The sequence below is a fragment of the Halorhabdus tiamatea SARL4B genome (genome assembly GCF_000470655.1).
GTDB lineage: Archaea > Halobacteriota > Halobacteria > Halobacteriales > Haloarculaceae > Halorhabdus > Halorhabdus tiamatea.
This window is the reverse complement of record NC_021921.1, coordinates 1,957,431-1,982,834: the sequence shown is the minus strand read 5'-3', so window position 1 is coordinate 1,982,834 and position 25,404 is coordinate 1,957,431. Positions and strand designations below refer to the sequence as shown.

Below are 25,404 nucleotides of genomic sequence, written 5' to 3'. Positions count from 1 at the left end.
GCTTCAGTTGGCGACGGAGACGACTTCGATGTCGAACTCCAGGGTCTCGCCCGCGAGTTGCGGATTGAAGTCGACGCGGATGACCTCGTCCGTTACTTCGGTAATTTCGGCGAGATTGCCGTCCTGGGTCTGGAGGAACATCCCCTCCTCGGGCTGCTCGTCACCGAGTTGCTGGCTGAGTTCGGCCGGATCGAACGTCCGGACGCGCTCCTCGGACCACTCGCCGTAGCCTTTCTCCGGCGGGATCCTGACAGTCGGCGTATCGCCCGGCTCCATGCCGATGAGTGCGTCCTCCAACCCGTCGATGACCTGCCCAGCGCCGACTTCGACCGTCAGCGGCGTGAACTCACGGTCCGGCTGTTCGTCGGCCAGTTCGGTCTCCTCGGCGACTGACTCCCGGGAGGTGTCGAAGACGGTCCCGTCCTCGAGCCGTCCTGTATACTCGATGCTGACTGAATCGCCAGTAGCTATCGTCATGGGTGATAGAGGTGCGACACGGGGATACGTCCTTGCATCGCGGCACGTGGCGCTTTGGGGATGATCTGCTGTGTGGCTGGATTCGACGGGGGCTTTCTGTGTTGGCGGCCTTGGTTTGACGCTTGATTTCACTGTGTTCAGGACCACTATCGAGAAGCGGTAGAAAGCCCTCACCCGCTCTCGGCCGCTGAGTGACATATTCTCGCTCGCCATACTCGCTCGAATAGGGGTCACTCAGCGACGCGCGAGACGGGTTCGCCCTTTCGATCCACCAGGCGAATAATGTGCGTAGATCAGCTATGTGACCGAATTCCTGGTGGATTGAAAGGGCGAGGGCAGCGTGGTGGCTTCGCCGCCACGTTATAAGGCGGTCGGTGTACACCGACCGCTCAGGTCGCGTGCGTCTCAGCGGCCCCTATCCGAGCGAAGCGAGGATATCCTGCTGAGCGTGCGCGAGCGGACCGAGAGATTTCTACTAATCCGAAGAGAGAACCACTCTAACGTCAGAAATATTGCTTCCAAACAAGACCGTATTGACTGCAATACTTCACGCCATTCTGCCGTTCAATCAACTGTATCTGGTTGCGACCCAGTCGATGATCACGCCGTAGGCAACGCCGGCGGCGAAACTCGGGAGGTCGCGCAACTCGCTGGTGAACGTGACCGCCGCGGACACCACGAGTCCCAACAGCAAGCCCCTGACGTAGACGTTGTACTTCGAATCGACGACCTGGAGCCCGCCTGCCAGCCCGATCACGAGCCCCATCACAACGCGATTGTACCACATCGAGAACAGGAACAGTTCGTTGCCCGCGAAGCCGATCCGGAGGCCGACGCCGACGATGCAGAAGATGCCGAGGAACGCGCCGGTGAGGATCCCGATGGCGAGTCGTCGTTTCATGAGTGATACTGTGTTGGCTCGGGAATGAACATTTGGGTCACTTCGCAACAGTCGTCTCCAACTGGATTTGTCTTCTGGCGGGAGAATCGACTGGCTCAACGGGGGTGTGTTGACCAGAAAACACATATGAGGGCCAATTGACGGGCGACATATGGGTTCGAGTTCGCGGCTGGGTCTGCTGCTCGGTCTCGGCCTCCTGCTCAGCGGTGGTCTCGCCTATGGTGTGGGCATGTATCAGGAATCCAGTGCCTGTACGTCGGGACATATGATAATGATCGAGCAGATGAGTGCAGACGAATCGGTGCACCCGCCTATCGAAGAAGTGGCCTTCGAGAACCTTTCGTCTGCCGAGCAGGACCTTTTCAGGGAAACACTCGCGGGTAACACGACGAAGTTTTGCAACGATACCGAGCTGGTAGATACCCTGAGTGGGAAAGTGATACTGTACCAGGGTGACCGCTACTCCTCTAGTCTGCTCGCTTTCGACGGCACCTCGTGGGGCTTCCCGCTTGTGTTGGTCGGAATGGCTGCTGTCTTCCTTGGCGGTGTTCTTTCCGTCCTCATGGGAGGCATGGTGATCCTTCGGAGAATATGGGATCGGCTGCTGATCGAGTGATGTAGGCTGTTGCGACGCGATGAAACGCGTCGCTTGTGGATTTGAGTTGAAGAAGGTGCGACGGCCGAGAGTTCACCGAGCGCAAGCGAGGTGAACGTCGATCGACTCCGTCGATCGGAATTTGAACAGATGTCAGACGTTCCGGGCGTGTGGCCTCCCGCTGGTCGGCCGTTCCGGGGGTGCGACTGGCGTGCTCAAATCTCGGTTCGCGCACTCAGCAAATTCAGAGCATGGCGCCGAGACGTAGCTCCGCGCGGTTTGAAATTGTAGAAGTGCGACGGCCGAGATTTGAACTCGATGGCGAGACGGTCGCTCACTTCGTTCGCGCTGCGACTCGCGTAGTTCAAATCTCTATTACCGCATTCACCCTCGCGCTGAAGCGAGCGACACGCAAAGCGGTCGCTCGCGGTTTTGCGCTCGGTAGAAGTGCGACGGCCGAGATTTGAACTCGGGTTAGGACCGTGGCAGGGTCCTGTGATACCACTACACCACCGTCGCACGGTGCATTCCAAACTGGGGCCGGAGAGAAATATAAGGCTTCCGAATCTCGTGGACGGGAGTGCCCCGTCGCGCCACCGACTCGCGTGGGGCGCGATCCCTTGCGAGAGCGTCTCACGACCGGTTGGAAGCGGCATCCTTTTACGACCCCGCCCGCGAGTAATCGGCACAGTCTAGTGGCGTGACGTGGAAGCGTCACGGCATGACGCAAAGCGCACTCGTGCCGTCGTCGCTCTGCCGCGAGGCGGAGGACAAACGTGAGGCGACCCGGAAGATCGGCTACGTGGCCCGCGCGGCCACCGTCTTCCGGGTTGATCGACTCATCGTCTACCCCGACCCTGACGGGGCGGGGAGATGGGGCGACGGGTTCGTCGAAACCGTGCTGCGGTACGCCGCCACGCCCCCATACCTCCGAAAGGAGGTCTGGGACAGGCGGGACGAACTGGAGTGTGTCGGCGTCCTGCCGCCGCTCCGCGTTGCGACCCAGACCGGCTCCGGATCGGACGATTCGGGGTCGTTAAGACAGGGAATCGTGACCGAGGTCGGATCTGATGGGCGCGTCCGGGTCAATTGCGGTATGCAACACCCGATCTCCCTCGCCGTTCCGGGCGACCGGACGATACGTGAGGGGGAACGCGTCACCGTCAGGATCTCTTCGAGACGACCGGTTCGCGCGAAGATCGTCGATCAGCCCCCACCGGGCTATCAGGTCGACCGTGCGAACCTTGACGCTGCGCTCTCGCGGCCCGACGCCGGCGTGCGGATCGCCGCGTCCCGACACGGCCAGTCGCTCACGACCGAGCGACTCGGTCGACTCGTCGGAACGATCGCGTCGGCTGGCGACATGACAGTCGCCTTTGGCGCGCCGGAGCGCGGCTTGCCGGCTATCCTCGGCGTCGAACCGGGTGCTGTCGACCCGTGCACCGTGGACGAGTTGGCGGCAGCCGTCGACGCGGCGGAACGGAATGACGAAACGGTCACCGGATCAGGATCGGACGGACCCCGATTCGACCTTTGGCTCAATACGGTTCCCAACCAGGGAAGCGAGGTCGTGCGAACCGAAGAAGCGATGTTCGCCACCCTCGGCCCCCTGACACTCACGGAGTGAGAATCCGATGCCACAACCAAGCAGACCACGCAAAGGCTCGCTGGGCTACGGTCCGCGCACGCGGGCGACCAGTGAGACGCCGCGGTTCAACAGTTGGCCCGACGACGAGGGCCAGCCGGGCGTACAGGGCTTTGCCGGCTACAAGGCCGGCATGAGCCACGTCGTTGTCATCAACGACGAGCCCAACTCACCGCGGGAGGGCATGGAGGAAACCGTGCCCGTCACTGTCGTCGAAACCCCGCCGATGCGGGCAGTGGCGCTGCGAGCCTACGAAGACACGCCGTACGGCCTGCGACCGCTCACGGAGGTCTGGACCGACGAGTTCCACGAGGATCTCGACCGGGCCATCGATCTCCCTGCAGAGCAGGACCGCGACGGCGCAGAGGCACAGATCAGAGACGCTCTCGATGCGGGTCGACTCGGGGACGTGCGCCTCATTACGCACACCGTTCCCGGCGACCTGCCGAGCGTCCCGAAGAACAAACCCGACGTGATGGAGACTCGCGTCGGCGGCGGTTCGCTTGCCGATCGCCTCGAGCACGGACTCGAGCTCGTGGCCGACGGCGGCGAGTACGCCATGACCGACGTCTTCCGCGCCGGCGAGTACGCCGACGTGGCGGGCGTCACCAAGGGCAAGGGTACCCAGGGCCCCGTCAAGCGCTGGGGTGTCCAGAAGCGAAAGGGCAAACACGCCCGCCAGGGCTGGCGACGCCGGATCGGCAACCTGGGCCCGTGGAACCCATCGCGGGTTCGCTCGACGGTGCCCCAGCAGGGCCAGACTGGCTACCACCAGCGCACCGAGCTCAACAAGCGCCTCATCGACTTCGGCGACGAGGACGACGTCACCCCCGAGGGTGGCTTCGTCAACTACGGCGAAGTCGAGGGGCATTACGCGCTGATCAAGGGCTCGCTTCCCGGGCCCGACGGTCGCCTGGTTCGCCTGCGCCCGGCCGTCCGGCCGAACGACCAGCCGCGCCTCGACCCCGAGGTACGGTACGTCTCCACGGAGTCTAACCAGGGGTGAGATGAATGCAGGCAACACTACACGATCTGGACGGCGACGCCGCCGACGAGATCGAGCTGCCGGACGTCTTCGAGACGCCCTATCGGCCCGATCTCATCAAGAACGCGGTGCTCGCAGCCCAGGCAAACAGAAAGCAGGACTACGGCGCAGACGAGTACGCGGGCCTGCGGACGCCCGCCGAGTCACAGGGCAGTGGTCGCGGTCAGGCCCACGTCCCCCAGCAGGACGGACGCAGCCGACGCGTCCCCCAGACCGTCGGCGGCCGAGCGGCCCATCCGCCAAAGGCCGAGAAGGATCCCGCGCCCGACCTCAACGACAAGGAGCGAAAGCTCGCGACCCGGTCGGCGATAGCCGCGACGGCGGACGCCGAACTGGTTGCCGAGCGCGGGCACGCCTTCGACGACGAGACCGACCTGCCGCTGGTCGTCTCTAACGACTTCGAGGACCTGGTCAAGACCCAGGCGGTCGTCGACGTGCTCGAAGCGCTCGGCGTCGATGCCGACATCGAGCGTGCGGACGACCGGACAGTCCGGGCCGGCCAGGGGACGACCCGTGGCCGGAAGTACCGGACGCCGAAGTCGATCCTCTTCGTCACGAGCGAGGAGCCGTCGAAGGCGGCTCGCAACCTCGCGGGCGCGGACGTAACCACCGCCCGGGAGGTCAACGCCGAGGACCTCGCGCCGGGGACCGACGCCGGCCGACTCACCCTCTGGACCGAGAGCGCACTCGCGGAGGTGGCCGACCGATGACCGATCCGATCGACGTGATCGACCATCCCCACGTCACCGAGAAGGCGATGGACAAGATGGACTTCCAGAACAAGCTCCAGTTCATCGTCAAGACGGATGCGACGAAAGCCGACGTTCGCGACGCCGTCGAACAGCAGTTCGACGTCACCGTCGAGAACGTCAACGCACAGGTCACGATGAATGGCAACAAAAAGGCAGAGGTGACCCTCTCGGCCGACGACGACGCCGAGGAGGTCGCCTCCCGAATCGGGGTGTTCTGAGCATGGGACGACGCATTCAAGGTCAACGACGCGGTCGCGGGACCCCGACGTTCCGTGCCCCCTCGCATCGCTACAAGGCCGATCTCTCACACCGGAGCACCGAAGCCCGAGAGGGCGACGTCATCTCGGGGACAGTCGTGGACATCGAACACGACCCCGCCCGGAGTGCACCCGTCGCCGCCGTCGAGTTCGAGGACGGCGATCAGCGCCTCGTCCTCGCGCCGGAAGGCGTCGGCGTCGGCGACGAGATCCAGGTCGGCGTCACTGCGGCGATCGAGCCCGGGAACACGCTCCCGCTGGCCGAGATCCCCGAGGGCGTCCAGATCTGTAACGTCGAGGCCAACCCCGGCGACGGCGGGAAGTTCGCCCGGGCTGGCGGTGTCTCGGCGCAGTTGATGGCCCACGACCGCAACGTGACGGTCGTCCAGTTGCCGAGCGGCGACGTCCGCCGACTCGACCCGGACTGCCGGGCGACGATCGGCGTGGTCGCCGGCGGCGGCCGGACGGAGAAACCCTTCGTGAAGGCCGGCAACAAGTACCACAAGATGAAATCCCGCGGGACGAAGTACCCGCGGGTTCGCGGGGTCGCCATGAACGCGGTCGACCACCCCTTCGGTGGCGGTGGCCGCCAGCACCCCGGACAGCCGAAGTCCATCTCGCGGAACGCCCCGCCGGGACGGAAGGTTGGCGACATCTCCTCGCGCCGGACTGGCCGAGGTGGTGACGAATGAGCTCACACGATTACCAGATCGGTCACGAGGGCGAGTTTACCTACCGTGGCCACACGCTCGAGGAGTTGCAGGACATGTCCGTCGAGGAAGTCGCGGAACTGCTGCCCGCACGTCAGCGGCGAAGTATCAAGCGCGGCCTGTCCTACGAGAAACGACAGTTGCTCGAAGAGGCCCGTGAGGCCGGCGAGGAGGAGACGGCAAACGACCCGATCAGGACGCACCTGCGGGACATGCCGATCCTCCCCGAGTTCGTCGGGATCACGTTCGCGGTCTACAACGGCCAGAGCTTCGAGCGCGTGAAGGTCGAGCCGGAGATGCTCGGCCACTACCTGGGCGAGTTCCAGCTCACGCGCACGAGCGTCGAGCACGGACAGGCCGGGATCGGGGCGACCCGCTCCTCGAAGTTCGTGCCACTCAAGTAATCCATGGGAATCAGCTACTCAGTCGACGCGGATCCGGACACGACGGCGAAAGCGATGCTCCGGGAGCGTCAGATGAGCCACAAGCACAGCAAGGCCATCGCCCGGGAGATCAAGGGCATGACGGCCGCCGAGGCGGTCGCCTATCTCGAGGACGTCATCGAGGGCAACCGATCGGTGCCCTTCAAGTCCCACAACTCGGGCGTCGGCCACCGAAACGACATCGACGGCTGGGACGCCGGCCGCTATCCCGAGAAGGCCAGCAAGGCCTTCATCGATCTGCTCGAGAACGCGATCGGCAACGCCGAGTACGCGGGCATGGACGGCGAGTCCATGCAGATCGCCCACGTCGCCGCCCACAAGGTCGGCGAACAGCAGGGCCGCAAGCCCCGCGCGATGGGGCGGGCCAACCCGTGGAACACGCCGGAAGTCGACGTCGAACTCATCCTCGAGGAACTCGACGCGGAGGGTGATGACTGATGGCGGACGAACTCCAGTTCATCGAGGACGGCCTTCAGCGCACCCAGATCGACGAGTTCTTCGAGGACGAACTCGGTCGCGCGGGCTACGGCGGCATGGAAGTCGCCAAGACGCCGATGGGGACTCAGATCGTCCTCGAGGCCGAAAAGCCCGGCATGGTGATCGGCAAGGGTGGGAAGAACATCCGCAAGATCACCACCACGCTCGAAGAGGAGTTCGGCCTCGAAGATCCCCAGGTCGACGTCCAGGAGGTCGAGGAACCGGACCTCAACGCCCGGATCGTCGCCGATCGCCTGGCGAACGCCCTCGAACGCGGCTGGTATTTCCGGAAGGCCGGTCACACCACGATCGACCGGATTATGGAGTCCGGCGCGAAGGGTGCCGAGATCGTCCTCTCCGGAAAGGTCACGGGCGCACGCTCCCGCGTGGAGAAGTTCAACCGTGGCTACATCAAGCACAACGGCGAACCCGCCGAGGACATCGTCGATCACGGTCAGGGCGTCGCCGTCATGAAGCTCGGTACGATCGGGGTGGACGTCAAGATCATCCCGCCCGAGGCCGAGCTGCCCGACGACTTCGAGATCTACGAGGACGTCGAAGTCGAGGACTACGTCGAGGACGTCGAGGAGGGCTCCGTCGAGGAGCTGCTCGCCGGTGAGCCCGAGGAGGGCGACGCTGCCGAGGCAGCTGATGCGGACGCCGCCGACGCCGCGGACGACGCGGCCGAGGACGCTCCCGACGAAGAGGTCGTCGAGGAGGCCGCCGAGGCCGAGGAGTTCGACGACGTCGACGTCCCGGACGACGCGGGTGTCGAGGACGAACTCGACGAACTCGAGGAGTCCGTCGACGAGGAACTCGACGAGGAGACCGAGGCGGAAGCCGAGGAGCTTCTCGACGAGATGGACAGTGCGGAAGACGACGACGCCGCGGACGACGGAGATACGGCGGCTGACGCGGACGAGGAGGGTGAGGCCGAATGACGATCCTCCATCCCGAAGAGATCCGCGACATGACTCAAGCCGAACGCGAGAGCGAACTCGAGGGGCTCCAGACGGAGCTGCTCAACGCCCGCGCCGTCCAGGCGACGGGTGGTGCCCCGGAGAATCCCGGGCGGATCAAGGAGATCCGGAAGGCGATCGCGCGGATCAAGACGATCGACGCTGAGGACGCGGAGAGCGAATAACGATGCCACTCACCCCCGACACCCTTGCGCGGCACGAACTCATCGGGCTTTCCGCCCGCGTGAGCGCCGCGACCAACGCGGATCTCGTCGGCATCGACGGCACGGTCGTCGACGAGACGGCCAAGACGCTGTCGATCGAGCGAGGGAGTCGGACGTGGCAGGTCCCGAAGGCGACGGCGACCGTCGAGTTCACGCTATCGAGTGACGATCCAGCCGCCACGGACGGCGAGCTGGTCGTCACTGTCGACGGCGAACGACTCGTGGCCCCGCCGGCCAGACGGACCGAACGCAGAGGTGAATCCACATGGCGCTAGGACTGAACGTACAGCAACCGGATGCGACCTGCGACGACGAGAACTGCCCGTTCCACGGCACCCTTTCGGTGCGCGGGCAGACGCTCGAAGGCACAGTCGCGTCCACCGACATGCAGAAGACCGTCGTCGTCGAGCGAGAGTACGACGTAACAGTGCCGAAATACGACCGCCTCATGAAACGGCGGAGCCGGATTCCGGCCCATGCACCCCCGTGCATGGACGTCGAGGAAGGCGACACGGTCACGATCGCAGAGACCCGACCACTGTCGAAGACGAAATCCCACGCAGTGGTCGCGAAACACGGAGGTGAGGACTGATGGAGGCCCTCAACGCCGACGTCACCCAGGGCCTAGAGAAGGGCTCGCTGGTGACGTGTGCCGACAACTCCGGCGCACGCGAACTCAAGGTGATCAGCGTCGCCGGCTACTCCGGCACGAAGAACCGCCATCCGAAGGCGGGCCTGGGCGACAAGATCACCGTCTCGGTGACCAAGGGGACCCCGGAGATGCGACGGCAGGTGCTGGAGGCGGTCGTCGTCCGCCAGCGCAAGCCGATCCGCCGACCTGACGGCACGCGCGTGAAGTTCGAGGACAACGCGGCCGTCATCGTCGACGAGAACGAGGATCCCCGGGGCACCGAACTCCGCGGGCCGATCGCCCGCGAGGTGGCCGAACGCTTCGGCTCCATCGCCTCGGCCGCAACGATGATCGTCTAGCCATGAGTGAACAACCAACCAAACAGCGCAATCAGACCGAGCGTGCCTCGCTGCACGAGCGACACAAGCAGGTGCACGCGACGCTGACCGAGGACCTTCGCGAGGAGTACGGCCAGCGCCGCGTTCGTGTCAACGCGGGCGACACGGTCGAGGTCATGCGCGGCGACTTCGCCGGCGAGGAAGGCGAAGTGCTCGACGTCGATCTGCGGGACGCGACGATCAGCGTCGAGGACGTCACCCTCGAGACTGCCGACGGCGAGGAAGTGCCCCGGCGACTCGAGGCGAGCAACGTCCGCGTGACCGACCTCGACCTCTCGGACGACGTGCGCGCACAACGACTTGAATCGGAGGATAGCCAATGAGCAACCACCAGAAACGACTCTCGGTACCGAACAGCTGGCCGATCGAGCGCAAGACCGAGACCTTCACCGTGAAGGCCGACGCCGGCCCCCACGGCGAGGCGGGCGTGCCCCTGTTGATCGTCCTTCGTGACGTCCTGGGGTACGTCGACAGCCGCAAGGAGGCTCGCTTCGCCTTGGATCAGGACCAGGTCCTGATCAACGGCGACCCCGAAAGCGACGAGACCCGCCCGGTGGGGATGTTCGACATCCTCGCGTTCACGGAGCGCGAGGAGTTCTATCGCGTCTTCCCCGGCGAGGGCGGTCGACTCGCGCTGACGCCGATCGACGAGGATTCGGCCCAGTCGAAGCTGGGGAAAATCGTCCAAAAGCAGTTCGTCCCCGGCGGCGACCTCCAGCTGACGCTGCACGACGGTGAGACGCTGCTGGTCTCCGAGGACGCGCCCTACGAGGGCAACGACTCGATCGTCGTCGAGAACGACAGCGAGGAGGTCATCGCCCACTTCGAGTACGAGGAGGGCGCACTCGTGACGGCTGTCGACGGCCAGCACGCCGGCGAGATCGGGACGATCGAGGAGATCCAGGTCACGCCCGGCAGCGCCGAGAACAACGTCCGCATCGACCGCGAGGACGGCTCGATCATCGAGACGATCGAGGAGTACGTCGTCGTCATCGACGAGAACTTCGTCGAGAGTGACGACGAGGACGCTGACGCGGAAGCCGACGAGGCTGACGAAGCGACCGCCGACGCTGACGCGGCCGACGAGGAGACGGCCGAGGAGGCCGATGCGGCCGACGAAGACGGCGATACCGACGGAGGTGAGGACGAATGAGCTCCGAGAGTCGGGACGCCGAGTTCCACGACATGCGCGAGCCTTCCGTCGAGAAGGTTGTCGTCCACATGGGTATCGGCCAGGGTGGCCAGGAACTCGCAGACGCCGAGGAGATCCTGGCAGAGATCGCCGGCCAGCAGCCGGTGCGGACGACCGCGAAGGCCACGGTCGGCGAGTTCGACATCCGTCAGGGCGATCCGGTCGGGACGAAGGTCACCCTTCGTGACGAGGCCGCCGAGGCGTTCCTCGAGACGGCGCTGGCACTGGTCGACCTCGACGCGGCGCAGTTCGACGAGACCGGCAACTTCAGCTTCGGCGTCGAGGAACACACCGACTTCCCCAGCCAGGAGTACGACCCGACGATCGGGATCTACGGGCTGGACGTGACGGTGAACCTGACGCGGCCGGGCTATCGCGTGGCAAAGCGCGACAAGGCCGCCCGGCCGATTCCCTCGAACCATCGACTCGACCCCGCGGACGCCATCGCGTTCGTCGAGTCGACCTTCGACGCGGAGGTGAGCCAATGAGCGAGAGTGAGACAACTGACGATGCGGGCGCGGAAGCGACCGGCGAGCAGGCCGCAAAGCGGACCGGCGGGCGCGAAGCCTGCCAGCGGTGTGGCCGCGAGCAGGGTCTGGTCGGGAAGTACGACATCTGGCTCTGCCGGCAGTGTTTCCGGGAGATCTCCCGCGACATGGGATTCAGGAAGTATCGATAACATGACGGGTAACGATCCACTCAGCGCCGCGCTCTCGGGGCTCGACAACGCCGAGAGCGTCGGTCAGCTGACACACACAGTCGAGCCCGCCTCGAACGAGATCGGCAGCGTCCTCGAAGTGCTGTACGATCGCGGCTACATCGACGGCTTCGAGCGCGTCGAGGACGGCAAAGCCGGTCGGTTCGAGGTCGAATTGAGCGGTGCGATCAACGAATGTGGCTCGGTCAAGCCCCGGTATTCAGTCGGGGCCGACGAGTTCGAGCAGTGGGAGAAGCGATTCCTCCCCGCCCGTGACTACGGGACGCTCGTCGTCACGACCAGCCACGGCATCATGAGCCACTACGAGGCCCGCGAGGCGGGCGTCGGTGGCCAGGTGATCGCGTACGTCTACTGACAATGCCACGAACAGAACTACAGCTACCGGAAGACGCGAGCGCCGAGATGGACCATCTCGAGCTCACCGTCGAAGGGCCCGAAGGCAGCGTCACGCGCCGGTTGTGGTATCCGGACATCACCGTCGAGGTGACCGACGACGCCGTCGTCATCGAGTCCGCGGAGGACGATGCGAAGACGATGTCGACGATCGGGACCTTCGAGAGCCACGTGCAGAACATGTTCCACGGCGTCACCGAGGGCTGGGAGTACGAGATGGAAGTCTTCTACTCTCACTTCCCCATGCAGGTGCGCGCCGAGGATAGCGAGATCGTCATCGAGAACTTCCTCGGCGAGCGAGCGCCGCGGACGACCCCGGTCCACGGGGACACCGAGGTCGAGATCGACGAGGAACTCATCACGCTGCGCGGGCCAAGTATCGAGGACGTCGGCCAGACGGCGGCCGACATCGAGCAACTCACCCGTGTCCCGGGCAAGGACGTCCGGGTCTTCCAGGACGGCGTCTACATCACGGAAAAGCCGAACCGAGGTGAGGCCTGATGGCCGACGAGGAACCGACGGAACTGACAGAAGTCAGCGGAATCGGCGAGGAGACGGCCGGAGCCCTGCGAGAGAGTGGCTTCGAGACGATCGAGGACCTGCGTGAAGCCGACGAGGACGCCCTCACCGACGTGGCGGGCATCGGCAACGCGCTGGCCGCTCGCATCAAGGCCGACGTCGGCGGCGTCGAGGTCGAGGAGACCGGGGACGCCGACATCGAAGAGAGCGAGTCGTCGGCTGACGACGCGGATGCTGACGAGGACGAGGCAGACGCAGACGACGCCTCGTCCTACGACGACCTCACGGACATCAGCGGCGTCGGCAAGGGGACGGCCGAGAACCTCCGCGATGCCGGCTTCGAGACGGTCGAGGACGTCGCTCGCGCCGAGCAGTCCGACCTGACCGAGGTCGAGGGCATCGGCAACGCGCTGGCCGCTCGGATTCAGGCGGACGTCGGCGAACTCGACGTCTCGGAAGCCGAGACGGCCGAGGTCGAGGAAGCCGGTGAAGCGGCCGAGGAAGAAGCGGCCGAAACCGAACTGCAGGCGCGCGGTCACGCCGCAAAGACGCCCGAACTGAGCGACGAGGCGGCACGCCTGCTCGTCCAGCGCCGACGCGAGGGCAAACCCCAGTTCAACCGGCAGGACCACCACAAGAAAAAGCGCGTGAAGACGTCCTGGCGACGCCCGCGCGGCGGCCTCTCGAAGCAGCGCCGCGGCGTCAAGGGCAAAGGCGACACCGTCGAGGCCGGATTCCGGACCCCGAAAGCGATTCGGGGCCTGCATCCATCTGGCTTCGAGGAAGTTCGCGTCCACAACGTCGACGATCTCGAGGGCGTGGACGGCGACTCCCAGGCGGTACGGATCGCCTCGAAAGTCGGTGCGCGCAAACGCGAGCGTATCGAGGAACGAGCCGAGAGCGAGGGGGTTCGCGTCCTCAACCCCACCTACGTCGAAGTCGAGGTGAACGATGACTGACTTGAGCGCACAGAAGCGACTCGCGGCCGACGTCCTGGACGTCGGGAAGAACCGTGTCTGGTTCGATCCCGAGGCCCAGGGCGAGATCGCCGACGCGATCACGCGCGAGGACGTTCGCGATTTGATCGAGCAAGGCGTCGTCCGCGAGAAGGACAAGCAGGGCAACTCCCGGGGTCAGGCCAGAGAGCGCGCCGAGAAACGCGCCTACGGCCACCAGAAGGGACACGGGTCCCGGAAGGGTGCCGCGGGTGCCCGACAGAACGAGAAGGACGACTGGGTCTCGCGCATCCGTGCACAGCGCGAGCGCCTGCGCGAACTCCGTGATTCCGGCGAACTCTCGCCGACGGAGTACCGCGAACTGTACGACCAGGCCAGCGGCGGCGAATTCGACGACGTCGGTGACCTGGATCGGTATATCGACGACCAATACGGTGATCAGTGAATGGCGACAGGACCACGATACAAGGTGCCGATGCGTCGGCGCCGCGAATCCCGGACGGATTACCATCAGCGGTTGCGCCTGCTGAAATCCGGCAAGCCCCGCCTCGTGGCGCGGCTCTCGAACAGCCAGGCCAGGGCGCAGCTGGTGACGACCGGGCCCGACGGCGACGAGACAGTTGCAGCCGCACAGTCGAACGACCTCGCCGAGTACGGCTGGGAGGCACCGACGGGCAACTTGCCCGCCGCGTACCTCACTGGCCTGCTCGCTGGGCTTCGGGCGATCGACGCCGGCTTCGAAGAGGCCGTGCTGGATATCGGACTCAACACGCCGACGCCAGGAAGTAAAGTATTCGCGATCCAGGAGGGCGCGATCGACGCGGGCCTGGAGATTCCCCACAACGACGACGTGCTCGCCGACTGGGAGCGGACCAGCGGCGAACACATCGCCGAGTATGCCGAGGGCCTCGACGAGGACCTCTACAGCGGGGATTTCGACGCGACAGAACTGCCCGCACACTTCACCGAGTTGCGAGAGCAGTTACTCGAAGGTGACATCGAACTATGAGCGCAGACGGATGGGAACCACGAACGCGGCTCGGCCGACAGGTCGCCGACGGCGAGATCGACTCGATGTCGGATGCGCTGAACGCCGGGTTGCCACTGAAGGAACCGGAGATCGTCGACCAGCTCGTCCCCGGGCTCGAAGACGAAGTACTGGACATCAACATGGTCCAGCGCATGACCGACTCTGGCCGCCGGGTGAAGTTCCGGTGTGTCGTCGTCGTGGGCAACCGCGACGGCCTCGTCGGCTACGCCGAGGGGCGTGACGACCAGGTCGGCGGCGCGATCCAGAAGGCCATCGAGGTCGCCAAGCTCAACATGATCGACGTCTCCCGCGGATGCGGCTCGTGGGAGTGTGGCTGCGGACGACCCCACACGGTCGCACTCCGCACCACGGGCAAGGCCGGCAGCGTCGAGGTCGAACTCCAGCCCGCCCCGCGTGGGCTCGGACTGGCCGGCGGTGAGACCGTCCGGCACGTGCTGGAACTGGCCGGCATCGAAGACATCTGGACGCGCAGTAGCGGGAACACGCGCACGACGGTCAACTTCGCGAAGGCGACGTTCAACGCCCTCCGGAACACGGCCGAGGCGCGCGTCCCCGAGCACGCTTTCGACGAACGTGAGGTGATCGAGTGATGGAAGCGCTCGTTCAGCTTCGCGGCGAGGTCGACGTCAGCGGCGACGTCGTCGACACCCTGACGATGCTCAACCTCGGCCGCGTCAACCACGCCACACTCGTCCCCGAGACCGACCCCTACCGGGGTATGATAACGAAGGTCCACGACGTGGTCGCCCACGGCGAACCGTCGGTCGAGACCGTCGAACTCCTCCTCGAAAAGCGGGCCGAGCCCGTTGAGGGCGACGAGGAGATCGACGACGACTGGGTCGGCTGGAACACTAACTACGACGACATCTCGGCGCTGGCCGAGGCGCTGGTCGACGAGGAGACGACGCTGCAGGCGGTCGGTCTCTCGCCGACGCTGCGTCTGCACCCGCCCCGGAAGGGTCACGACGGCATCAAACACCCCACCAAAGAGGGTGGCCAACTCGGCGATCACTCGACCGAAGAGATCGACGCACTGCTGGAGGCGATGCGATAATGACAGACAAGAGCAAACGCCAGCGCGGCTCGCGAACGCACGGCGGTGGCACGCACAAGAACCGGCGCGGTGCCGGTCACCGCGGTGGTCGTGGTGACGCCGGTCGCGACAAACACGAGATGCACAACTACCCGCCGATCGGCAAGAGCGGGTTCACGCGACCGGAGAAGACCCAGGACGACGTCGCGACTGTCGACGTCCAGACGCTCGACGAGGACGCCGTCCTGCTGGCTGCCGACGGACTCGCCGAGGAGACCGACGGCGGCTACGAGATCGACGCCCGTGACGTCGTCGAGGACGGCTACGAGGCCGACGTCGTGAAGGTTCTCGGCGGCGGGCAGGTTCGCAACGAGCTGACCGTCGTCGCCGACGCCTTCTCCGATGCGGCCCGCGAGAAGATCGACGCCGCTGGCGGCAGTACGGAGTTGAGCGACCGCGGCGAACAACGACAAGATAAAGAGGACGCCGACGCCGACACAGAGTAAGGATGAGCTGGAAGGACACCGCCGAACCACTACTCACGCGGATGCCGTCGGTCGCCCGCCCGGAGGGCCACGTGCCCTTCAAGCGCAAGCTGGGCTGGACGGCCGGCGTGTTGGTCCTGTTTTTCTTCCTGACCAACATCAACATCTACGGACTCGGTACCGGGGGCTCGAACGCGTTCGGTCGATTCTCGTCGATCCTCGCCTCACAGCAGGGATCGATCCTGCAACTGGGGATCGGACCGATCGTCACCGCGAGCATCGTCCTGCAGTTGCTTGGCGGGGCCGACTTGCTCGGGCTGGACACCCAGAACAACCCGCGCGATCAGGTGCTCTATCAGGGTCTCCAGAAGTTGCTGGTGCTCGTGATGATCGTGCTGACGGGCTTTCCGATGGTGTTCGCCGCGGACTTCCTGCCGGCCGAGTCCGTCTTGGGTCTGAGCACCGGGATCGTGAAGTGGCTCATGTTCGCCCAGATCTTCGCCGGCGGTGTCCTCATCCTCTACATGGACGAGGTGATCAGCAAGTGGGGCGTCGGTAGCGGGATCGGCCTGTTCATCGTCGCCGGCGTCAGCCAGAGTCTCGTCGGCGGGATCATCGGTTTCCCCCAGATCTCCGGCAACTGGGGGTTCATCCCCTCCTGGGTCGGCATGGCGCTGGGCTACCGTGAACTCCCGTCGGTGCTGACTGGGTCCGGGATGATCGACCTGCTGTTCAACCAGGGGATGATCATCCCGCTGATCACGACGGTACTGATCTTCGTGATCGTCGTCTACGCGGAGTCCGTCCGCGTCGAGATTCCGCTGAGTCACGCTCGCGTGAAGGGCGCACGGGGTCGTTTCCCGGTGAAACTCATCTACGCGAGCGTCCTGCCGATGATCCTCGTCCGGGCCCTGCAGATGAACATCCAGTTCCTGGGTCGACTGCTCAACTCCCAGCTTGGCGGGTTGCCCGCCTGGCTCGGGACGTACAACGACAACGGACAGGCAGTCAGCGGCCTGTTCTACTACCTCGCACCGATCCAGAGCCCCCAGGACTGGGCGTGGTTCGTCCACAACGTCTCCGCGGAGACCTGGCAGATCATGATCCGGATCGGCGTGGACCTGACGTTCATGCTGCTCGGCGGCGCGATCTTCGCCGTCTTCTGGGTCGAAACCACCGACATGGGCCCGGAGGCGACCGCCCAACAGATCCAGAACTCCGGCATGCAGATCCCCGGGTTCCGCCAGAGTCCTGGCGTCTTAGAGAAGGTGCTCGCCCGCTACATCCCGCAGGTGACGGTCATCGGCGGGGCTCTGGTCGGGCTACTCGCCGTCATGGCGAACATGATGGGCACGCTCGGCAACGTCACCGGCACCGGCCTGCTGCTGACGGTGAGTATCACCTACAAGCTCTACGAGGAGATCGCCGAGGAGCAACTCATGGAGATGCATCCCATGATGCGCCAGATGTTCGGCTAGCACCTTTTTCCGCCTCGGGTGCGCAACGCGCACCTCTCGGCGCAAAAATCTGCACCAAAAAGGCCGACGACTCGCGGTTCGACCGCTCGTCGTCGGTAAATCGCTCGCTCCGCTCACGAATTCTTCTCGCGGGCCGAAAACCCATCAAATGGTCCGCGGAGCTTCGTTCCGCGCTATAGCTGTTCGCGTTTCTGAGACGCTCCCGTCGTCCACGGATCGCTGGGCTCGCGGGTCGTTTCACTCCCCGCTCGCTCGTGCCGAGGACTCGCTTCGCTCGTCCTCGCTGCTCACGGGTCAGTTCGCTCGCGGTTACACCGCTCGCATTCGAGACGCTCACTTCGTTCGCGGACGGCGAGTGTTACTCGATCAATCCGCCGGCAGGCAAACCTCTTTTCCGATCCAGCCGTAAGGACGGACCATGTCGACCGGAATCTTGCTGTTGAACTTCGGCGAACCAGCCACGCCCGAGCGTGAGGCCGTCGTCTCGTATCTCGAACGTATTTTCTTCAACAATCGCGAGATCGAGGGCGACACGACCGAGGCTGAAGCTCGCGAGCGGTCCCGGGAGTTGGCCGAGCGCCGCGCCGGCCCACTCATCGAAGAGTACGAGGAGATCGGTGGCTCACCGCTGAACGAACAGGCTCGCGGTCAGGCACAGGCCCTTGAGGAGCGACTCCGCGAGCGTGGTCACGACGTCGAGACCTACCTCGGGATGCAGTTCACCGAGCCGTTCATCGACGAGGCGCTCGAGGCAGCCATCGCCGACGGTCACGACGAGATCATCGGCCTGCCGATCTACCCGCTCAGCGGCCCCTCGACGACCGTCGACGCCCTCGAAGAACTCCGCGCGGCGGCCGACGAGCGTGAGTTCGACGCGCTCCAGGAAATCTCGGGCTGGCATCGCCACCCCGATTACCCTCGCTTGCGGGTTGACAACATCGAAGCCTTCGCCGACGAGCGTGACGTCGATCTGACTGACCCCGACACGGCGCTGGTATTCTCGGCCCACGGCACGCCACAGCACTACCTCGCGGAGGGCAGCCGGTACGACATCTACGTTACCGAATACGTCGAGACTGTCGCGGGGCTGCTCGGGATCGACGAGTACGAACTCGGCTATCAGAACCACGAGAACCGCGGGATCCCGTGGACCGAACCCGAGGTCGAGGACGTCATCGAGCGGGTTGACGCCGAGCGCGTCGTCGTCGAGCCGATCAGCTTCATGCACGAACAGAGCGAGACACTCTCGGAACTCGACGTCGAGTTGCGCGAGGAAGCCGAGGCGGCGGGTCTGGAGTTCTACCGTGTCCCTATCCCCCACGACGACGAGCGGTTCGTCGGCGTCCTGGAAGATCTCGTCGAGCCCTTCATCGCCGACTTCGATCCCGCAGTCTATCAGTTCCGGCAGTGTCAGTGCCGGGACGAACCGGGGACGATGTGTCTGAACGCGCCCCTGGAGTGACCGCTTTGCTCTCTCAGCGCTCGATCGACTTTGCGGTCTCGACGAACGCCTCGACGCCCTCGATGGGTGTGTCCCGATGGAGGCCGTGACCGAGGTTGAGAACGTGTCCCCGCGGTCCCGCCTGCTCGATTACCTCGCGCGTTCGCTCGCGGACGGTCTCGGGATCGGCGAAGAGGACGGACGGATCGAGATTCCCCTGGACAGGGCGATCTCCTAACTGTTCGCGGGCCGTACCCATCTCGACGGTCCAGTCGAGACCGATCACGTCGGCACCCGTCGCAGTCAACTGGTCGAGGCGGCCGCCCATGTTCCGGACGAAGACGATCGTCGGGACCTCGAGGTCGGCCAGAATTTTCCGGTGGAGTGGCAGAATGAGTTCCTGATAGTCTGCCGGCGGCAACACCCCGGCGTAGGTGTCGAACAGCTGGACGACGTCCGCGCCGTGGGCGACCTGGTACTGGAGGAACTCCCGGACAGCGTCGGCCACGATCGAGAGCAGGTCCGCGAACGCCTCGGGGTGGCGGGCCGTGAACTGCCGGAGCGGGTAGTGATTTCGCGTCGCCCGTCCCGCGACCGCGTACGAGGCAAGCGTGAACGGGCCGCCGGCGAAGCCGATGATCCCCGTCTCGTCGCCGACCCGGGCGTCGAGTCGGTCGAGCAAGTCGCCGACGTACGCCAGTGACGATCCGACGTCGTCGTACGTTTGCGGGACATCGTCTGGCCCGGAGATCGGTGCGTCGACGACGGGGCCAGTGCCGGACTCGATGTGATAGGCGAAGCCGAGCGGTTCGAGAACCGTCAGAATGTCCGAGAACATCACGACGCCGTCGGTTCGATACCGCTCGTAGGGCTGGAGTGTGATCTCTGCGGCGATCTCGGGTGTCGTGACAGCTTCGAGGAAGTCGTACTCCTCGCGTATCTCGCGGTACTCGGGGAGGTGTCGGCCGGCCTGACGCATCAGCCACACCGGTGGGCGTTCGGTGCGCTCGCCGCGGGCGGCCCGCACGAGTAAGTCGTTCATCGGCGCTCGGTTGGGGGGCGACGTGGTTAAGCGATTCCTTCGATCGGCATGGCCGCTCCCGTCTCGCCACTGATGCCTGCCTTTTCGCGAAGGATTGTCACGAAAACTGTCGTCTGTCTCGAAAACAGCCCGGGGTATTATTTACTCCCGTTGCGTAGGATCGAGCTAAACCGGATGAGTTGTCTCCTTACAGATCCGAAAACGGTGCTCGCCGTCGGCGGATCCCCTTCAGATCTCGATGCTGTTCGGTCACTGCTTGTCGATTCAGCCGCCGAAGATGTCGTCGAAGCCGAGGACATCGAGGACGTCGGATCGATGGTTGGGGTCCGAGACGATATCGGCTGTGTGCTCGCGGTCGACGTCGACGAGTCGACGTTCGTCGACGTCTACGATACCGCTCGAAACGCAGACGAGTACGTCCCGATCGTCGTCTACGCCACCGTCGAGGAGTCCTTGGTCACGGCAGTCAGCCAGCGGTCGAGGTGTCGGTTCCTTCCGCGGTCGGCTGACGCCCACGCACTCGAGGGGGTTGTCGAAGACGCCCTCGCCGCGTACGACAGCGATCGCAACGAGGGGGCAGACAGTGCGATCCTCGAGACGCTGCTCGCGGAGGGGAAACTGTCGATGTTTGCCAAGGACGACCGGGGGCGATACGTTCGCTTTGCCGACGTGCCCTACACGGCCGACCCGGCTGAGGCCAGGGGCAAGACCGATCCGGAAGTCTTCTCTCAGCGAGCGGTTTCGGAGGCAGCGCTCGCTGACGACCTCCGGGTCGTCGAGACGGGCGAGCCGGTCCGTGACAAGTTAGAAGAGTTCACCGGAACCGGCGGGGAGTACTGGTCTGAGTCGACGAAGATACCGTGGCGAAAAGACGGTGAAATCATCGGCCTGGTCGGGTACGCTAAAGACGTCTCCAAGCGAATGCAGTACAAGAAACGGTTCGAGGAAGAGCGCCGCCGCTTCGACAAGTTCGCGAGTTACGTCTCACACGACCTTCGGACGCCGTTGCAGATCATCGTCGGTGCGCTCGAACGCGCTCGTGAGGGGGACGAGGAGGCGCTCGATCGCATCGAGCGCGCGACCGATCGCATCAGCGAGATCATCGACGACCTGAGTGCCCTTTCGAAGGGTGATACGTCAGAGACGAACTTCTCCGAGGAAGTGCTCGACGCCCTCGACATCGGCGTCTCGACGACCGAGTTCCCCTCACTTCTCGAAAGCGTCTGGCGACTCGACAGCCCCGAGACGGCGACCCTCGAGGTCGACGTGCCCGATGGGACCGAGATCGTCGCCGAGACCGAGACGGTCCGGCCGCTGGTCGAGAATCTGCTGAAGAACGCGGTCGATCACGCCGGCCCAGACGTGACTGTCCGCGTCGGGACGATGGGTCGTGGTTTCTTCGTGGCTGATGACGGCCCCGGCATCCCGCCTGACGAGCGAGACCGGATCTTCGAGGAGGGGTATACGACCGCCGAGGACGGAAGCGGGACTGGGCTGACTATCGTCAGCGAGACAGCCACCCAGCAGGACTGGGAACTCGCTGTCTCCGAGAGCGAGTCGGGCGGCGCGCGTTTCGAGATCACCGACTGCCCGGTCGTCGAACCCTCGACCACGAAAACGGGTGAACCGCTCTCGCTTTCGACAAACGAGGACATCGGTGACGTCTCCGTCGTGGGCGAGGCGAGCTACGACCCGGACACAGACGCCTGGACGGTCGTCGGGAACGGCCGGGACATCTGGCAGGACATCGACGAGTTCCACTTCGTGTACGCGACCACCGACGAACCCGTCCGCATTCAGGGTCGACTGGCCGAACTCGACGGGGTCCAGGAGTACAGCAAGGCCGGGTTGATGGTTCGGGACGGACTCGGGGCCGACGACGCGCTCGCGCTGATCGGTGCGACCCGGGATTACGGGAGCGAGACGCTCTGGCGCACTCGAACCGGCGACAACGCCGAGAGTATCCAGTACGAGGAGCCCTACGATGCCTTCCAGTGGTATCAACTCGTGGTGGACGACCGGGGCGTGACGCTGTCGTTCTCGACGGACGGCGAGGACTGGCAGGCGCTCGATCAGTTGCCGATCGAACTCGAGGCCCCTTATCACGTCGGGCTGGCCGTCTGTAGCCACACCGACGACTTGACCGCCGAAGCGCGTTTCGAGAACGTCACCGTCCACGAACTCGACGGGTAGTCGGCGCGGGAAGGCAGTGTCTCGACGCCGAGCGGCGGCGAGAACGTCACTTAGTTAACCGCCCGTCGCAAACCCGGCCACATGCGCACTCCGAAGATTCTGCTCCTGGGTCCGCCAGGTGCTGGTAAGGGAACACAGAGTTCGAACCTCGTCGAGACGTTCGGCGTCGAACACGTCACGACGGGTGACGCACTCCGGTCGAACAAGGAGATGGACATCTCCGACCTCGGTCTGGCGTACGACACGCCCGGCGAGTACATGGACCGGGGTGAACTCGTTCCCGACGAGGTCGTCAACGCCATCGTCGAGGAAGCGTTGACGAGTGCCGACGGGTTCGTCCTCGACGGGTATCCCCGCAACTTAGAACAGGCCGAGGAACTCGAATCGATGACCGATCTGGACGTGATCGTCTCGCTGTCGGTCGGCGAGGAGGAACTCGTCGATCGATTGACTGGCCGGCGGGTCTGTGCGGAATGTGGCGAGAACTACCACGTCGAGTTCGACAAGCCCGAGGAGGCGGGCGTCTGTGACGAGTGTGGCGGGGAGTTGATCCAGCGTGAGGACGACACCGAAGAGGCCGTCCGCAACAGGCTCGAGGTCTTCGCCGAGAACACCCAACCCGTCATCGAGTACTACAGCGATCGTGATGCGTTCGTCGAGATCAACGGCGAACAGTCCCTCGATGCTGTCTGGGCCGACCTCGAGGCCGCCGTCGAAGACGAACTAAAACGTTGATTTACCCCCAGTCCAAAGAGGGCATATAATGGCACGTACCGGTGAGAAGATAGATCGGCTCGTGGCTGACGACGCCAGCATGGAGACCGCGATCCAGACAGTGTTGGCGACGGCCGAAGAGCAGGGAACTGTCGCGTGGGGCGACGTCAGCGACGAGTTGACCAGCGGTCAGTGGGGTCGCCTCATCGAGACGGGTCTGCTCGTCGACGCCGACGGCGACGGGTTCGTGATCGACGATCCCGACGGCGTTCACGAAGCGCTCGAGGAGACCGACGCCGACGCCGAAGACGACGACAGCGGGTGGTCGACCTGGGACAAACTCGCCGGCGTCGGCGTTATCGCACTCTTCTTGGGCTACTCGATGACGTCCATCCGAAATTTGGTCGGCGGGTCGATCGATCTCATCCTCGGCCCGCTGGAATCGCTGTTGCCCTTCTACCTGGTCATTCTCGTGCTCGCGACGCTCACCGGCCTGTGGTCGACGCTGCTACAGGACAACCTCATGGACATGAGCGGGATGAGCCAGCATCAAGAGAAGATGGAAGAGCTCAACGAGCGCCGGGAAGCCGCCCAGGAGCGCGGCGATCAGGAGGAACTCGATCGGATCCAGCAAGAACAGATGGATATGATGAGCGATCAGCTGGGTGCGTTCACCAAGCAGTTCCGCCCGATGGTGTGGATCATGCTGCTGACGATCCCGGTGTTCCTGTGGATGTACTGGCGGGTTCCGCAACTCGCCGTCGACGGGAACGCCATCGTCATGCCATTTTTCGGCTCGAAAGAGAGCTGGGGTGCCGGGACGCTCGGCCCGTGGCCGGCCTGGCTGTTCTGGTATTTCATCTGCTCGCTCAGCTTCACGCAGATCATCCGCAAGGCGCTGAACGTCCAGACGTCGCCGACGTAACTCTCGGGGACGTTCGAGGGGACGATCGGCGAACACGCTCGTTCGCCCACGAGACGCAACCTCTTTTAGCCTCACTGCCCCACATCAGGTATGTTGATAACCGTCTCCGGACCGGCCGGGAGCGGGAAGAGCACGCTCGCGGCCAGCCTCGCTGACGCCCTGGACTACGATCACGTCAGCGGCGGCGATATCTTTCGCTCGCTCGCCGAGGAGCGCGGCATGACGCCGCTGGAACTCAACAAGCAGGCCGAAGAAGACGACGCGATCGATCGTGACCTAGATCGCCGTCTTCGGGACATCGCTCGCGATCGGGACGATCTCGTGCTTGAATCCCGACTCGCGGGGTGGATGGCCGGCGAGTACGCCGATCTCAAGCTCTGGCTCGACGCCCCGCTCGGGGTTCGCGCCGAGCGGATCTCCCAGCGGGAGAACAAACCGGTCGAGCAGGCCCGAACCGAGACGAAGGAGCGCGCCGAGAGCGAAGCTCATCGCTACCAGGACTACTACGACATCGATATCGAGGACCTCTCGATTTACGACCTGGCGATCAACACCGCCCGGTGGAGTCCCCAGGGCATGTTGAGCGTCGTCCTCCACGCCGTCGAGTCCTACGAGGCCAACGGCGACGAGGGCAAAGCCCCTATCGAGGGCGTCTCCTACGACTTCTAACATGGCACTCCGAGGACCCCCCGAGGACCGATCCCCGGCCGAACTGCTGTCCTTTGGCGTGTTGAATCTCGACAAGCCGCCGGGCCCCTCGGCCCACCAGGTCGCCGCCTGGGTCCGGGACCTCGCGACCGTCGACCGGGCGGCCCACGCCGGGACACTCGATCCGAAGGTCACCGGCTGTCTCCCGATGCTGCTCGGCGACGCCACCCGGATGGCCCAGGTCTTCGACGACAGCCGGAAGGAATACGTCGCTGTCCTCGAACTCCACGAACGCCTCGCCGATTCCGCCGCACTGGAGGCCATCGCTGACGAGTTCGAGGGCGAGATCTACCAGAAGCCGCCGAAGAAAAGCGCCGTCGTCCGTCGGCTGCGCTCTCGGGAGATCCACAGTCTGGACGTACTGGAAGCCGAGGACCGCCGTGTCCTCCTCTCGATCCGGTGTGAGAGTGGCACCTACATCCGAAAGCTCTGTCACGACATGGGGCTGGCGCTGGGCACCGGCGCGCACATGGGCGACCTCCGCCGGGCGGCGACCGACCCCTTCGAGGATAGCGATCTGGTAACGATGCACGACTTCGTCGACGCGCTCGCGTGGTGGCGCGAAGACGACGACCCACAAGCGCTTCGGGAGGTCGTCCAGCCCGCCGAACGCGCGCTCGTCGATCTCCCGTCGGTCACGATCGCACCGAGCGCCGCGGAGTCAGTTGCGGAGGGGGCACCCGTCTACGCGCCGGGTGTGATCGACGCCGACGACGGGCTCGATTCTGACGCCGAACCGCTCGTCGCCTGCTACATTCCGAACGGCGCGGCGGTGTGTCTGGGGACCCTCGTCGGCGACCCGGATTCCGATGAGGGGACCGTTGTGGATCTCGAGCGCGTGCTGGTCTGAGCCCGCGACGAAACGAAGGCCTTAACTCCGGCTCAGTCATTCATCGAATCACGGGACCGTAGGGTAGCGGTATCCTCGGCGCATGGGGTGCGTCGGACCCGAGTTCGAATCTCGGCGGCCCCATCCATTTGCTGCGAACAAATACGTGAGCAGCAATTGCTGGATCCGACGAGATTCGAGCCTGGAAGTCGC

The 25,404-nt window shown here is 64.7% G+C and carries 35 protein-coding genes and 2 tRNA genes; 33 read left to right on the top strand and 4 right to left on the bottom strand.

The annotated features are described in order from the left end of the window. Nucleotides 1-3: 3 nt before the first annotated feature. The gene (locus HTIA_RS09715) at nt 4-477 is read right to left on the bottom strand and encodes an FKBP-type peptidyl-prolyl cis-trans isomerase (protein ID WP_008526529.1); all 474 of its coding nucleotides are present in this window, start codon (nt 475-477) and stop codon (nt 4-6) included. Nucleotides 478-1,045: 568 nt separating this feature from the next. Beyond that, entirely contained in the window at nt 1,046-1,378 is a 333-nt protein-coding gene (locus HTIA_RS09710; protein WP_008526528.1) for a hypothetical protein, read from the bottom strand. Nucleotides 1,379-1,529: 151 nt separating this feature from the next. Between HTIA_RS09710 and HTIA_RS09705 the strand changes: the two genes are divergently transcribed. Beyond that, nucleotides 1,530-1,994, top strand: a complete 465-nt coding sequence (locus tag HTIA_RS09705) for a hypothetical protein (RefSeq protein ID WP_008526527.1) — start codon at nt 1,530-1,532, stop codon at nt 1,992-1,994. Between the two features lie 427 nt (nt 1,995-2,421). Here HTIA_RS09705 and HTIA_RS09700 read toward each other — a convergent pair. After that, nucleotides 2,422-2,492 (bottom strand) — tRNA-Gly (locus HTIA_RS09700). Between the two features lie 202 nt (nt 2,493-2,694). Here HTIA_RS09700 and HTIA_RS09695 point away from each other — a divergent pair. The 26 genes from HTIA_RS09695 (at nt 2,695) to hemH (ending at nt 18,801) form a co-directional block, all read left to right on the top strand. Next, nucleotides 2,695-3,600: a putative RNA uridine N3 methyltransferase gene (locus tag HTIA_RS09695; protein ID WP_008526526.1), complete on the top strand. Its 906-nt coding sequence runs from the start codon at nt 2,695-2,697 to the stop codon at nt 3,598-3,600. Nucleotides 3,601-3,607: 7 nt separating this feature from the next. Then, the gene (locus tag HTIA_RS09690; RefSeq protein ID WP_008526524.1) at nt 3,608-4,624 is read left to right on the top strand and encodes a 50S ribosomal protein L3; all 1,017 of its coding nucleotides are present in this window, start codon (nt 3,608-3,610) and stop codon (nt 4,622-4,624) included. 5 nt (nt 4,625-4,629) lie between these two features. After that, entirely contained in the window at nt 4,630-5,373 is a 744-nt protein-coding gene (rpl4p, locus tag HTIA_RS09685) for a 50S ribosomal protein L4 (protein WP_020936296.1), read from the top strand. Then, nucleotides 5,370-5,633, top strand: a complete 264-nt coding sequence (locus HTIA_RS09680; RefSeq protein ID WP_008526521.1) for a 50S ribosomal protein L23 — start codon at nt 5,370-5,372, stop codon at nt 5,631-5,633. The genes rpl4p and HTIA_RS09680 overlap by 4 nt, the downstream gene beginning before the upstream one ends. A gap of 2 nt (nt 5,634-5,635) precedes the next feature. Continuing rightward, complete coding sequence (locus HTIA_RS09675; RefSeq protein WP_008526520.1) at nt 5,636-6,364, top strand: 50S ribosomal protein L2; 729 nt, start codon at nt 5,636-5,638, stop codon at nt 6,362-6,364. Next, entirely contained in the window at nt 6,361-6,786 is a 426-nt protein-coding gene (locus HTIA_RS09670; RefSeq protein WP_008526519.1) for a 30S ribosomal protein S19, read from the top strand. Before HTIA_RS09675 ends, HTIA_RS09670 begins: the two co-directional genes overlap by 4 nt. 3 nt (nt 6,787-6,789) lie before the next feature. Further along, on the top strand, nt 6,790-7,263 hold the full coding sequence (locus HTIA_RS09665; RefSeq protein ID WP_008526518.1) for a 50S ribosomal protein L22: 474 nt from the start codon (nt 6,790-6,792) through the stop codon (nt 7,261-7,263). Then, on the top strand, nt 7,263-8,243 hold the full coding sequence (locus tag HTIA_RS09660; protein ID WP_008526517.1) for a 30S ribosomal protein S3: 981 nt from the start codon (nt 7,263-7,265) through the stop codon (nt 8,241-8,243). The genes HTIA_RS09665 and HTIA_RS09660 overlap by 1 nt, the downstream gene beginning before the upstream one ends. Next, on the top strand, nt 8,240-8,446 hold the full coding sequence (rpmC, locus tag HTIA_RS09655; RefSeq protein ID WP_008526516.1) for a 50S ribosomal protein L29: 207 nt from the start codon (nt 8,240-8,242) through the stop codon (nt 8,444-8,446). The genes HTIA_RS09660 and rpmC overlap by 4 nt, the downstream gene beginning before the upstream one ends. 2 nt (nt 8,447-8,448) lie before the next feature. Further along, on the top strand, nt 8,449-8,760 hold the full coding sequence (locus tag HTIA_RS09650; protein ID WP_008526515.1) for a ribonuclease P protein component 1: 312 nt from the start codon (nt 8,449-8,451) through the stop codon (nt 8,758-8,760). Then, on the top strand, nt 8,751-9,077 hold the full coding sequence (locus HTIA_RS09645; protein ID WP_008526513.1) for a 30S ribosomal protein S17: 327 nt from the start codon (nt 8,751-8,753) through the stop codon (nt 9,075-9,077). The genes HTIA_RS09650 and HTIA_RS09645 overlap by 10 nt, the downstream gene beginning before the upstream one ends. Next, nucleotides 9,077-9,475, top strand: a complete 399-nt coding sequence (locus HTIA_RS09640; protein ID WP_008526511.1) for a 50S ribosomal protein L14 — start codon at nt 9,077-9,079, stop codon at nt 9,473-9,475. The genes HTIA_RS09645 and HTIA_RS09640 overlap by 1 nt, the downstream gene beginning before the upstream one ends. Nucleotides 9,476-9,477: 2 nt before the next feature. Then, on the top strand, nt 9,478-9,837 hold the full coding sequence (rplX, locus tag HTIA_RS09635; protein ID WP_008526507.1) for a 50S ribosomal protein L24: 360 nt from the start codon (nt 9,478-9,480) through the stop codon (nt 9,835-9,837). Continuing rightward, the gene (locus HTIA_RS09630; protein WP_008526505.1) at nt 9,834-10,667 is read left to right on the top strand and encodes a 30S ribosomal protein S4e; all 834 of its coding nucleotides are present in this window, start codon (nt 9,834-9,836) and stop codon (nt 10,665-10,667) included. Before rplX ends, HTIA_RS09630 begins: the two co-directional genes overlap by 4 nt. After that, nucleotides 10,664-11,194, top strand: coding sequence for a 50S ribosomal protein L5 (locus HTIA_RS09625; protein ID WP_008526503.1), 531 nt, complete (start codon nt 10,664-10,666; stop codon nt 11,192-11,194). The genes HTIA_RS09630 and HTIA_RS09625 overlap by 4 nt, the downstream gene beginning before the upstream one ends. Beyond that, nucleotides 11,191-11,385 carry a 30S ribosomal protein S14 gene (locus tag HTIA_RS09620; RefSeq protein ID WP_008526502.1) on the top strand — a complete coding sequence of 65 codons (195 nt, stop codon included), beginning with the start codon at nt 11,191-11,193 and terminating at the stop codon, nt 11,383-11,385. The genes HTIA_RS09625 and HTIA_RS09620 overlap by 4 nt, the downstream gene beginning before the upstream one ends. A 1-nt stretch (nt 11,386) precedes the next feature. Then, the gene (locus tag HTIA_RS09615; protein WP_008526501.1) at nt 11,387-11,779 is read left to right on the top strand and encodes a 30S ribosomal protein S8; all 393 of its coding nucleotides are present in this window, start codon (nt 11,387-11,389) and stop codon (nt 11,777-11,779) included. A 2-nt stretch (nt 11,780-11,781) separates the two neighbouring features. Beyond that, on the top strand, nt 11,782-12,318 hold the full coding sequence (locus HTIA_RS09610; protein WP_008526500.1) for a 50S ribosomal protein L6: 537 nt from the start codon (nt 11,782-11,784) through the stop codon (nt 12,316-12,318). Next, entirely contained in the window at nt 12,318-13,295 is a 978-nt protein-coding gene (locus HTIA_RS09605; RefSeq protein ID WP_008526499.1) for a 50S ribosomal protein L32e, read from the top strand. Before HTIA_RS09610 ends, HTIA_RS09605 begins: the two co-directional genes overlap by 1 nt. After that, nucleotides 13,288-13,737 carry a 50S ribosomal protein L19e gene (locus HTIA_RS09600; protein WP_008526498.1) on the top strand — a complete coding sequence of 150 codons (450 nt, stop codon included), beginning with the start codon at nt 13,288-13,290 and terminating at the stop codon, nt 13,735-13,737. Before HTIA_RS09605 ends, HTIA_RS09600 begins: the two co-directional genes overlap by 8 nt. Then, nucleotides 13,738-14,301, top strand: coding sequence for a 50S ribosomal protein L18 (locus HTIA_RS09595; protein ID WP_008526497.1), 564 nt, complete (start codon nt 13,738-13,740; stop codon nt 14,299-14,301). After that, nucleotides 14,298-14,933 carry a 30S ribosomal protein S5 gene (locus HTIA_RS09590; protein WP_008526496.1) on the top strand — a complete coding sequence of 212 codons (636 nt, stop codon included), beginning with the start codon at nt 14,298-14,300 and terminating at the stop codon, nt 14,931-14,933. The genes HTIA_RS09595 and HTIA_RS09590 overlap by 4 nt, the downstream gene beginning before the upstream one ends. Beyond that, nucleotides 14,933-15,397, top strand: coding sequence for a 50S ribosomal protein L30 (locus HTIA_RS09585; protein WP_008526494.1), 465 nt, complete (start codon nt 14,933-14,935; stop codon nt 15,395-15,397). Before HTIA_RS09590 ends, HTIA_RS09585 begins: the two co-directional genes overlap by 1 nt. Continuing rightward, nucleotides 15,397-15,882, top strand: a complete 486-nt coding sequence (locus tag HTIA_RS09580; protein WP_008526493.1) for an uL15m family ribosomal protein — start codon at nt 15,397-15,399, stop codon at nt 15,880-15,882. The genes HTIA_RS09585 and HTIA_RS09580 overlap by 1 nt, the downstream gene beginning before the upstream one ends. Nucleotides 15,883-15,884: 2 nt before the next feature. Beyond that, on the top strand, nt 15,885-17,339 hold the full coding sequence (secY, locus tag HTIA_RS09575; RefSeq protein WP_008526491.1) for a preprotein translocase subunit SecY: 1,455 nt from the start codon (nt 15,885-15,887) through the stop codon (nt 17,337-17,339). Nucleotides 17,340-17,757: 418 nt separating this feature from the next. Continuing rightward, a complete protein-coding gene (gene hemH, locus HTIA_RS09570) occupies nt 17,758-18,801 on the top strand; it encodes a ferrochelatase (protein ID WP_008526489.1) in 1,044 nt (347 codons plus the stop codon). A gap of 13 nt (nt 18,802-18,814) precedes the next feature. Here hemH and hemE read toward each other — a convergent pair whose 3' ends face one another. Further along, nucleotides 18,815-19,822, bottom strand: a complete 1,008-nt coding sequence (gene hemE, locus HTIA_RS09565; protein ID WP_008526487.1) for a uroporphyrinogen decarboxylase — start codon at nt 19,820-19,822, stop codon at nt 18,815-18,817. 174 nt (nt 19,823-19,996) lie between these two features. On the opposite strand from hemE, the gene HTIA_RS09560 reads away from it, so the two are divergent. The 6 genes from HTIA_RS09560 (at nt 19,997) to HTIA_RS09535 (ending at nt 25,335) form a co-directional block, all read left to right on the top strand. Beyond that, nucleotides 19,997-22,015, top strand: coding sequence for an ATP-binding protein (locus tag HTIA_RS09560; protein ID WP_044950782.1), 2,019 nt, complete (start codon nt 19,997-19,999; stop codon nt 22,013-22,015). Between the two features lie 81 nt (nt 22,016-22,096). Continuing rightward, complete coding sequence (locus HTIA_RS09555) at nt 22,097-22,750, top strand: adenylate kinase (RefSeq protein ID WP_008526484.1); 654 nt, start codon at nt 22,097-22,099, stop codon at nt 22,748-22,750. A gap of 28 nt (nt 22,751-22,778) precedes the next feature. Continuing rightward, nucleotides 22,779-23,654, top strand: coding sequence for a DUF106 domain-containing protein (locus tag HTIA_RS09550; RefSeq protein WP_008526482.1), 876 nt, complete (start codon nt 22,779-22,781; stop codon nt 23,652-23,654). 90 nt (nt 23,655-23,744) lie between these two features. After that, nucleotides 23,745-24,323, top strand: a complete 579-nt coding sequence (gene cmk / locus HTIA_RS09545; protein WP_008526481.1) for a (d)CMP kinase — start codon at nt 23,745-23,747, stop codon at nt 24,321-24,323. Nucleotide 24,324: 1 nt separating this feature from the next. Then, a complete protein-coding gene (locus tag HTIA_RS09540; RefSeq protein ID WP_008526480.1) occupies nt 24,325-25,212 on the top strand; it encodes an RNA-guided pseudouridylation complex pseudouridine synthase subunit Cbf5 in 888 nt (295 codons plus the stop codon). 52 nt (nt 25,213-25,264) lie between these two features. Then, nucleotides 25,265-25,335, top strand: a tRNA-Pro gene (locus tag HTIA_RS09535). Nucleotides 25,336-25,404: the final 69 nt, after the last annotated feature.

Bases quoted from the DNA above. Each gene is read 5' to 3' on its own strand.
- rplX (WP_008526507.1), top strand. From the start codon at position 9,478: ATGAGTGAACAACCAACCAAACAGCGCAATCAGACCGAGCGTGCCTCG.
- HTIA_RS09625 (WP_008526503.1), top strand. From the start codon at position 10,664: ATGAGCTCCGAGAGTCGGGACGCCGAGTTCCACGACATGCGCGAGCCT.
- rpl4p (WP_020936296.1), top strand. From the start codon at position 4,630: ATGCAGGCAACACTACACGATCTGGACGGCGACGCCGCCGACGAGATC.
- HTIA_RS09650 (WP_008526515.1), top strand. From the start codon at position 8,449: ATGCCACTCACCCCCGACACCCTTGCGCGGCACGAACTCATCGGGCTT.
- HTIA_RS09555 (WP_008526484.1), top strand. From the start codon at position 22,097: ATGCGCACTCCGAAGATTCTGCTCCTGGGTCCGCCAGGTGCTGGTAAG.
- HTIA_RS09595 (WP_008526497.1), top strand. From the start codon at position 13,738: ATGGCGACAGGACCACGATACAAGGTGCCGATGCGTCGGCGCCGCGAA.
- HTIA_RS09580 (WP_008526493.1), top strand. From the start codon at position 15,397: ATGACAGACAAGAGCAAACGCCAGCGCGGCTCGCGAACGCACGGCGGT.
- HTIA_RS09665 (WP_008526518.1), top strand. From the start codon at position 6,790: ATGGGAATCAGCTACTCAGTCGACGCGGATCCGGACACGACGGCGAAA.
- HTIA_RS09705 (WP_008526527.1), top strand. From the start codon at position 1,530: ATGGGTTCGAGTTCGCGGCTGGGTCTGCTGCTCGGTCTCGGCCTCCTG.
- HTIA_RS09560 (WP_044950782.1), top strand. From the start codon at position 19,997: ATGAGTTGTCTCCTTACAGATCCGAAAACGGTGCTCGCCGTCGGCGGA.
- HTIA_RS09615 (WP_008526501.1), top strand. From the start codon at position 11,387: ATGACGGGTAACGATCCACTCAGCGCCGCGCTCTCGGGGCTCGACAAC.
- HTIA_RS09660 (WP_008526517.1), top strand. From the start codon at position 7,263: ATGGCGGACGAACTCCAGTTCATCGAGGACGGCCTTCAGCGCACCCAG.
- HTIA_RS09620 (WP_008526502.1), top strand. From the start codon at position 11,191: ATGAGCGAGAGTGAGACAACTGACGATGCGGGCGCGGAAGCGACCGGC.
- hemH (WP_008526489.1), top strand. From the start codon at position 17,758: ATGTCGACCGGAATCTTGCTGTTGAACTTCGGCGAACCAGCCACGCCC.
- HTIA_RS09540 (WP_008526480.1), top strand. From the start codon at position 24,325: ATGGCACTCCGAGGACCCCCCGAGGACCGATCCCCGGCCGAACTGCTG.
- HTIA_RS09600 (WP_008526498.1), top strand. From the start codon at position 13,288: ATGACTGACTTGAGCGCACAGAAGCGACTCGCGGCCGACGTCCTGGAC.
- HTIA_RS09640 (WP_008526511.1), top strand. From the start codon at position 9,077: ATGGAGGCCCTCAACGCCGACGTCACCCAGGGCCTAGAGAAGGGCTCG.
- HTIA_RS09670 (WP_008526519.1), top strand. From the start codon at position 6,361: ATGAGCTCACACGATTACCAGATCGGTCACGAGGGCGAGTTTACCTAC.
- HTIA_RS09690 (WP_008526524.1), top strand. From the start codon at position 3,608: ATGCCACAACCAAGCAGACCACGCAAAGGCTCGCTGGGCTACGGTCCG.
- HTIA_RS09695 (WP_008526526.1), top strand. From the start codon at position 2,695: ATGACGCAAAGCGCACTCGTGCCGTCGTCGCTCTGCCGCGAGGCGGAG.
- cmk (WP_008526481.1), top strand. From the start codon at position 23,745: ATGTTGATAACCGTCTCCGGACCGGCCGGGAGCGGGAAGAGCACGCTC.
- HTIA_RS09605 (WP_008526499.1), top strand. From the start codon at position 12,318: ATGGCCGACGAGGAACCGACGGAACTGACAGAAGTCAGCGGAATCGGC.
- HTIA_RS09630 (WP_008526505.1), top strand. From the start codon at position 9,834: ATGAGCAACCACCAGAAACGACTCTCGGTACCGAACAGCTGGCCGATC.
- HTIA_RS09610 (WP_008526500.1), top strand. From the start codon at position 11,782: ATGCCACGAACAGAACTACAGCTACCGGAAGACGCGAGCGCCGAGATG.
- HTIA_RS09590 (WP_008526496.1), top strand. From the start codon at position 14,298: ATGAGCGCAGACGGATGGGAACCACGAACGCGGCTCGGCCGACAGGTC.
- rpmC (WP_008526516.1), top strand. From the start codon at position 8,240: ATGACGATCCTCCATCCCGAAGAGATCCGCGACATGACTCAAGCCGAA.
- secY (WP_008526491.1), top strand. From the start codon at position 15,885: ATGAGCTGGAAGGACACCGCCGAACCACTACTCACGCGGATGCCGTCG.
- HTIA_RS09645 (WP_008526513.1), top strand. From the start codon at position 8,751: ATGGCGCTAGGACTGAACGTACAGCAACCGGATGCGACCTGCGACGAC.
- HTIA_RS09710 (WP_008526528.1), bottom strand. From the start codon at position 1,378: ATGAAACGACGACTCGCCATCGGGATCCTCACCGGCGCGTTCCTCGGC.
- HTIA_RS09675 (WP_008526520.1), top strand. From the start codon at position 5,636: ATGGGACGACGCATTCAAGGTCAACGACGCGGTCGCGGGACCCCGACG.
- HTIA_RS09715 (WP_008526529.1), bottom strand. From the start codon at position 477: ATGACGATAGCTACTGGCGATTCAGTCAGCATCGAGTATACAGGACGG.
- HTIA_RS09550 (WP_008526482.1), top strand. From the start codon at position 22,779: ATGGCACGTACCGGTGAGAAGATAGATCGGCTCGTGGCTGACGACGCC.
- HTIA_RS09585 (WP_008526494.1), top strand. From the start codon at position 14,933: ATGGAAGCGCTCGTTCAGCTTCGCGGCGAGGTCGACGTCAGCGGCGAC.
- hemE (WP_008526487.1), bottom strand. From the start codon at position 19,822: ATGAACGACTTACTCGTGCGGGCCGCCCGCGGCGAGCGCACCGAACGC.
- HTIA_RS09680 (WP_008526521.1), top strand. From the start codon at position 5,370: ATGACCGATCCGATCGACGTGATCGACCATCCCCACGTCACCGAGAAG.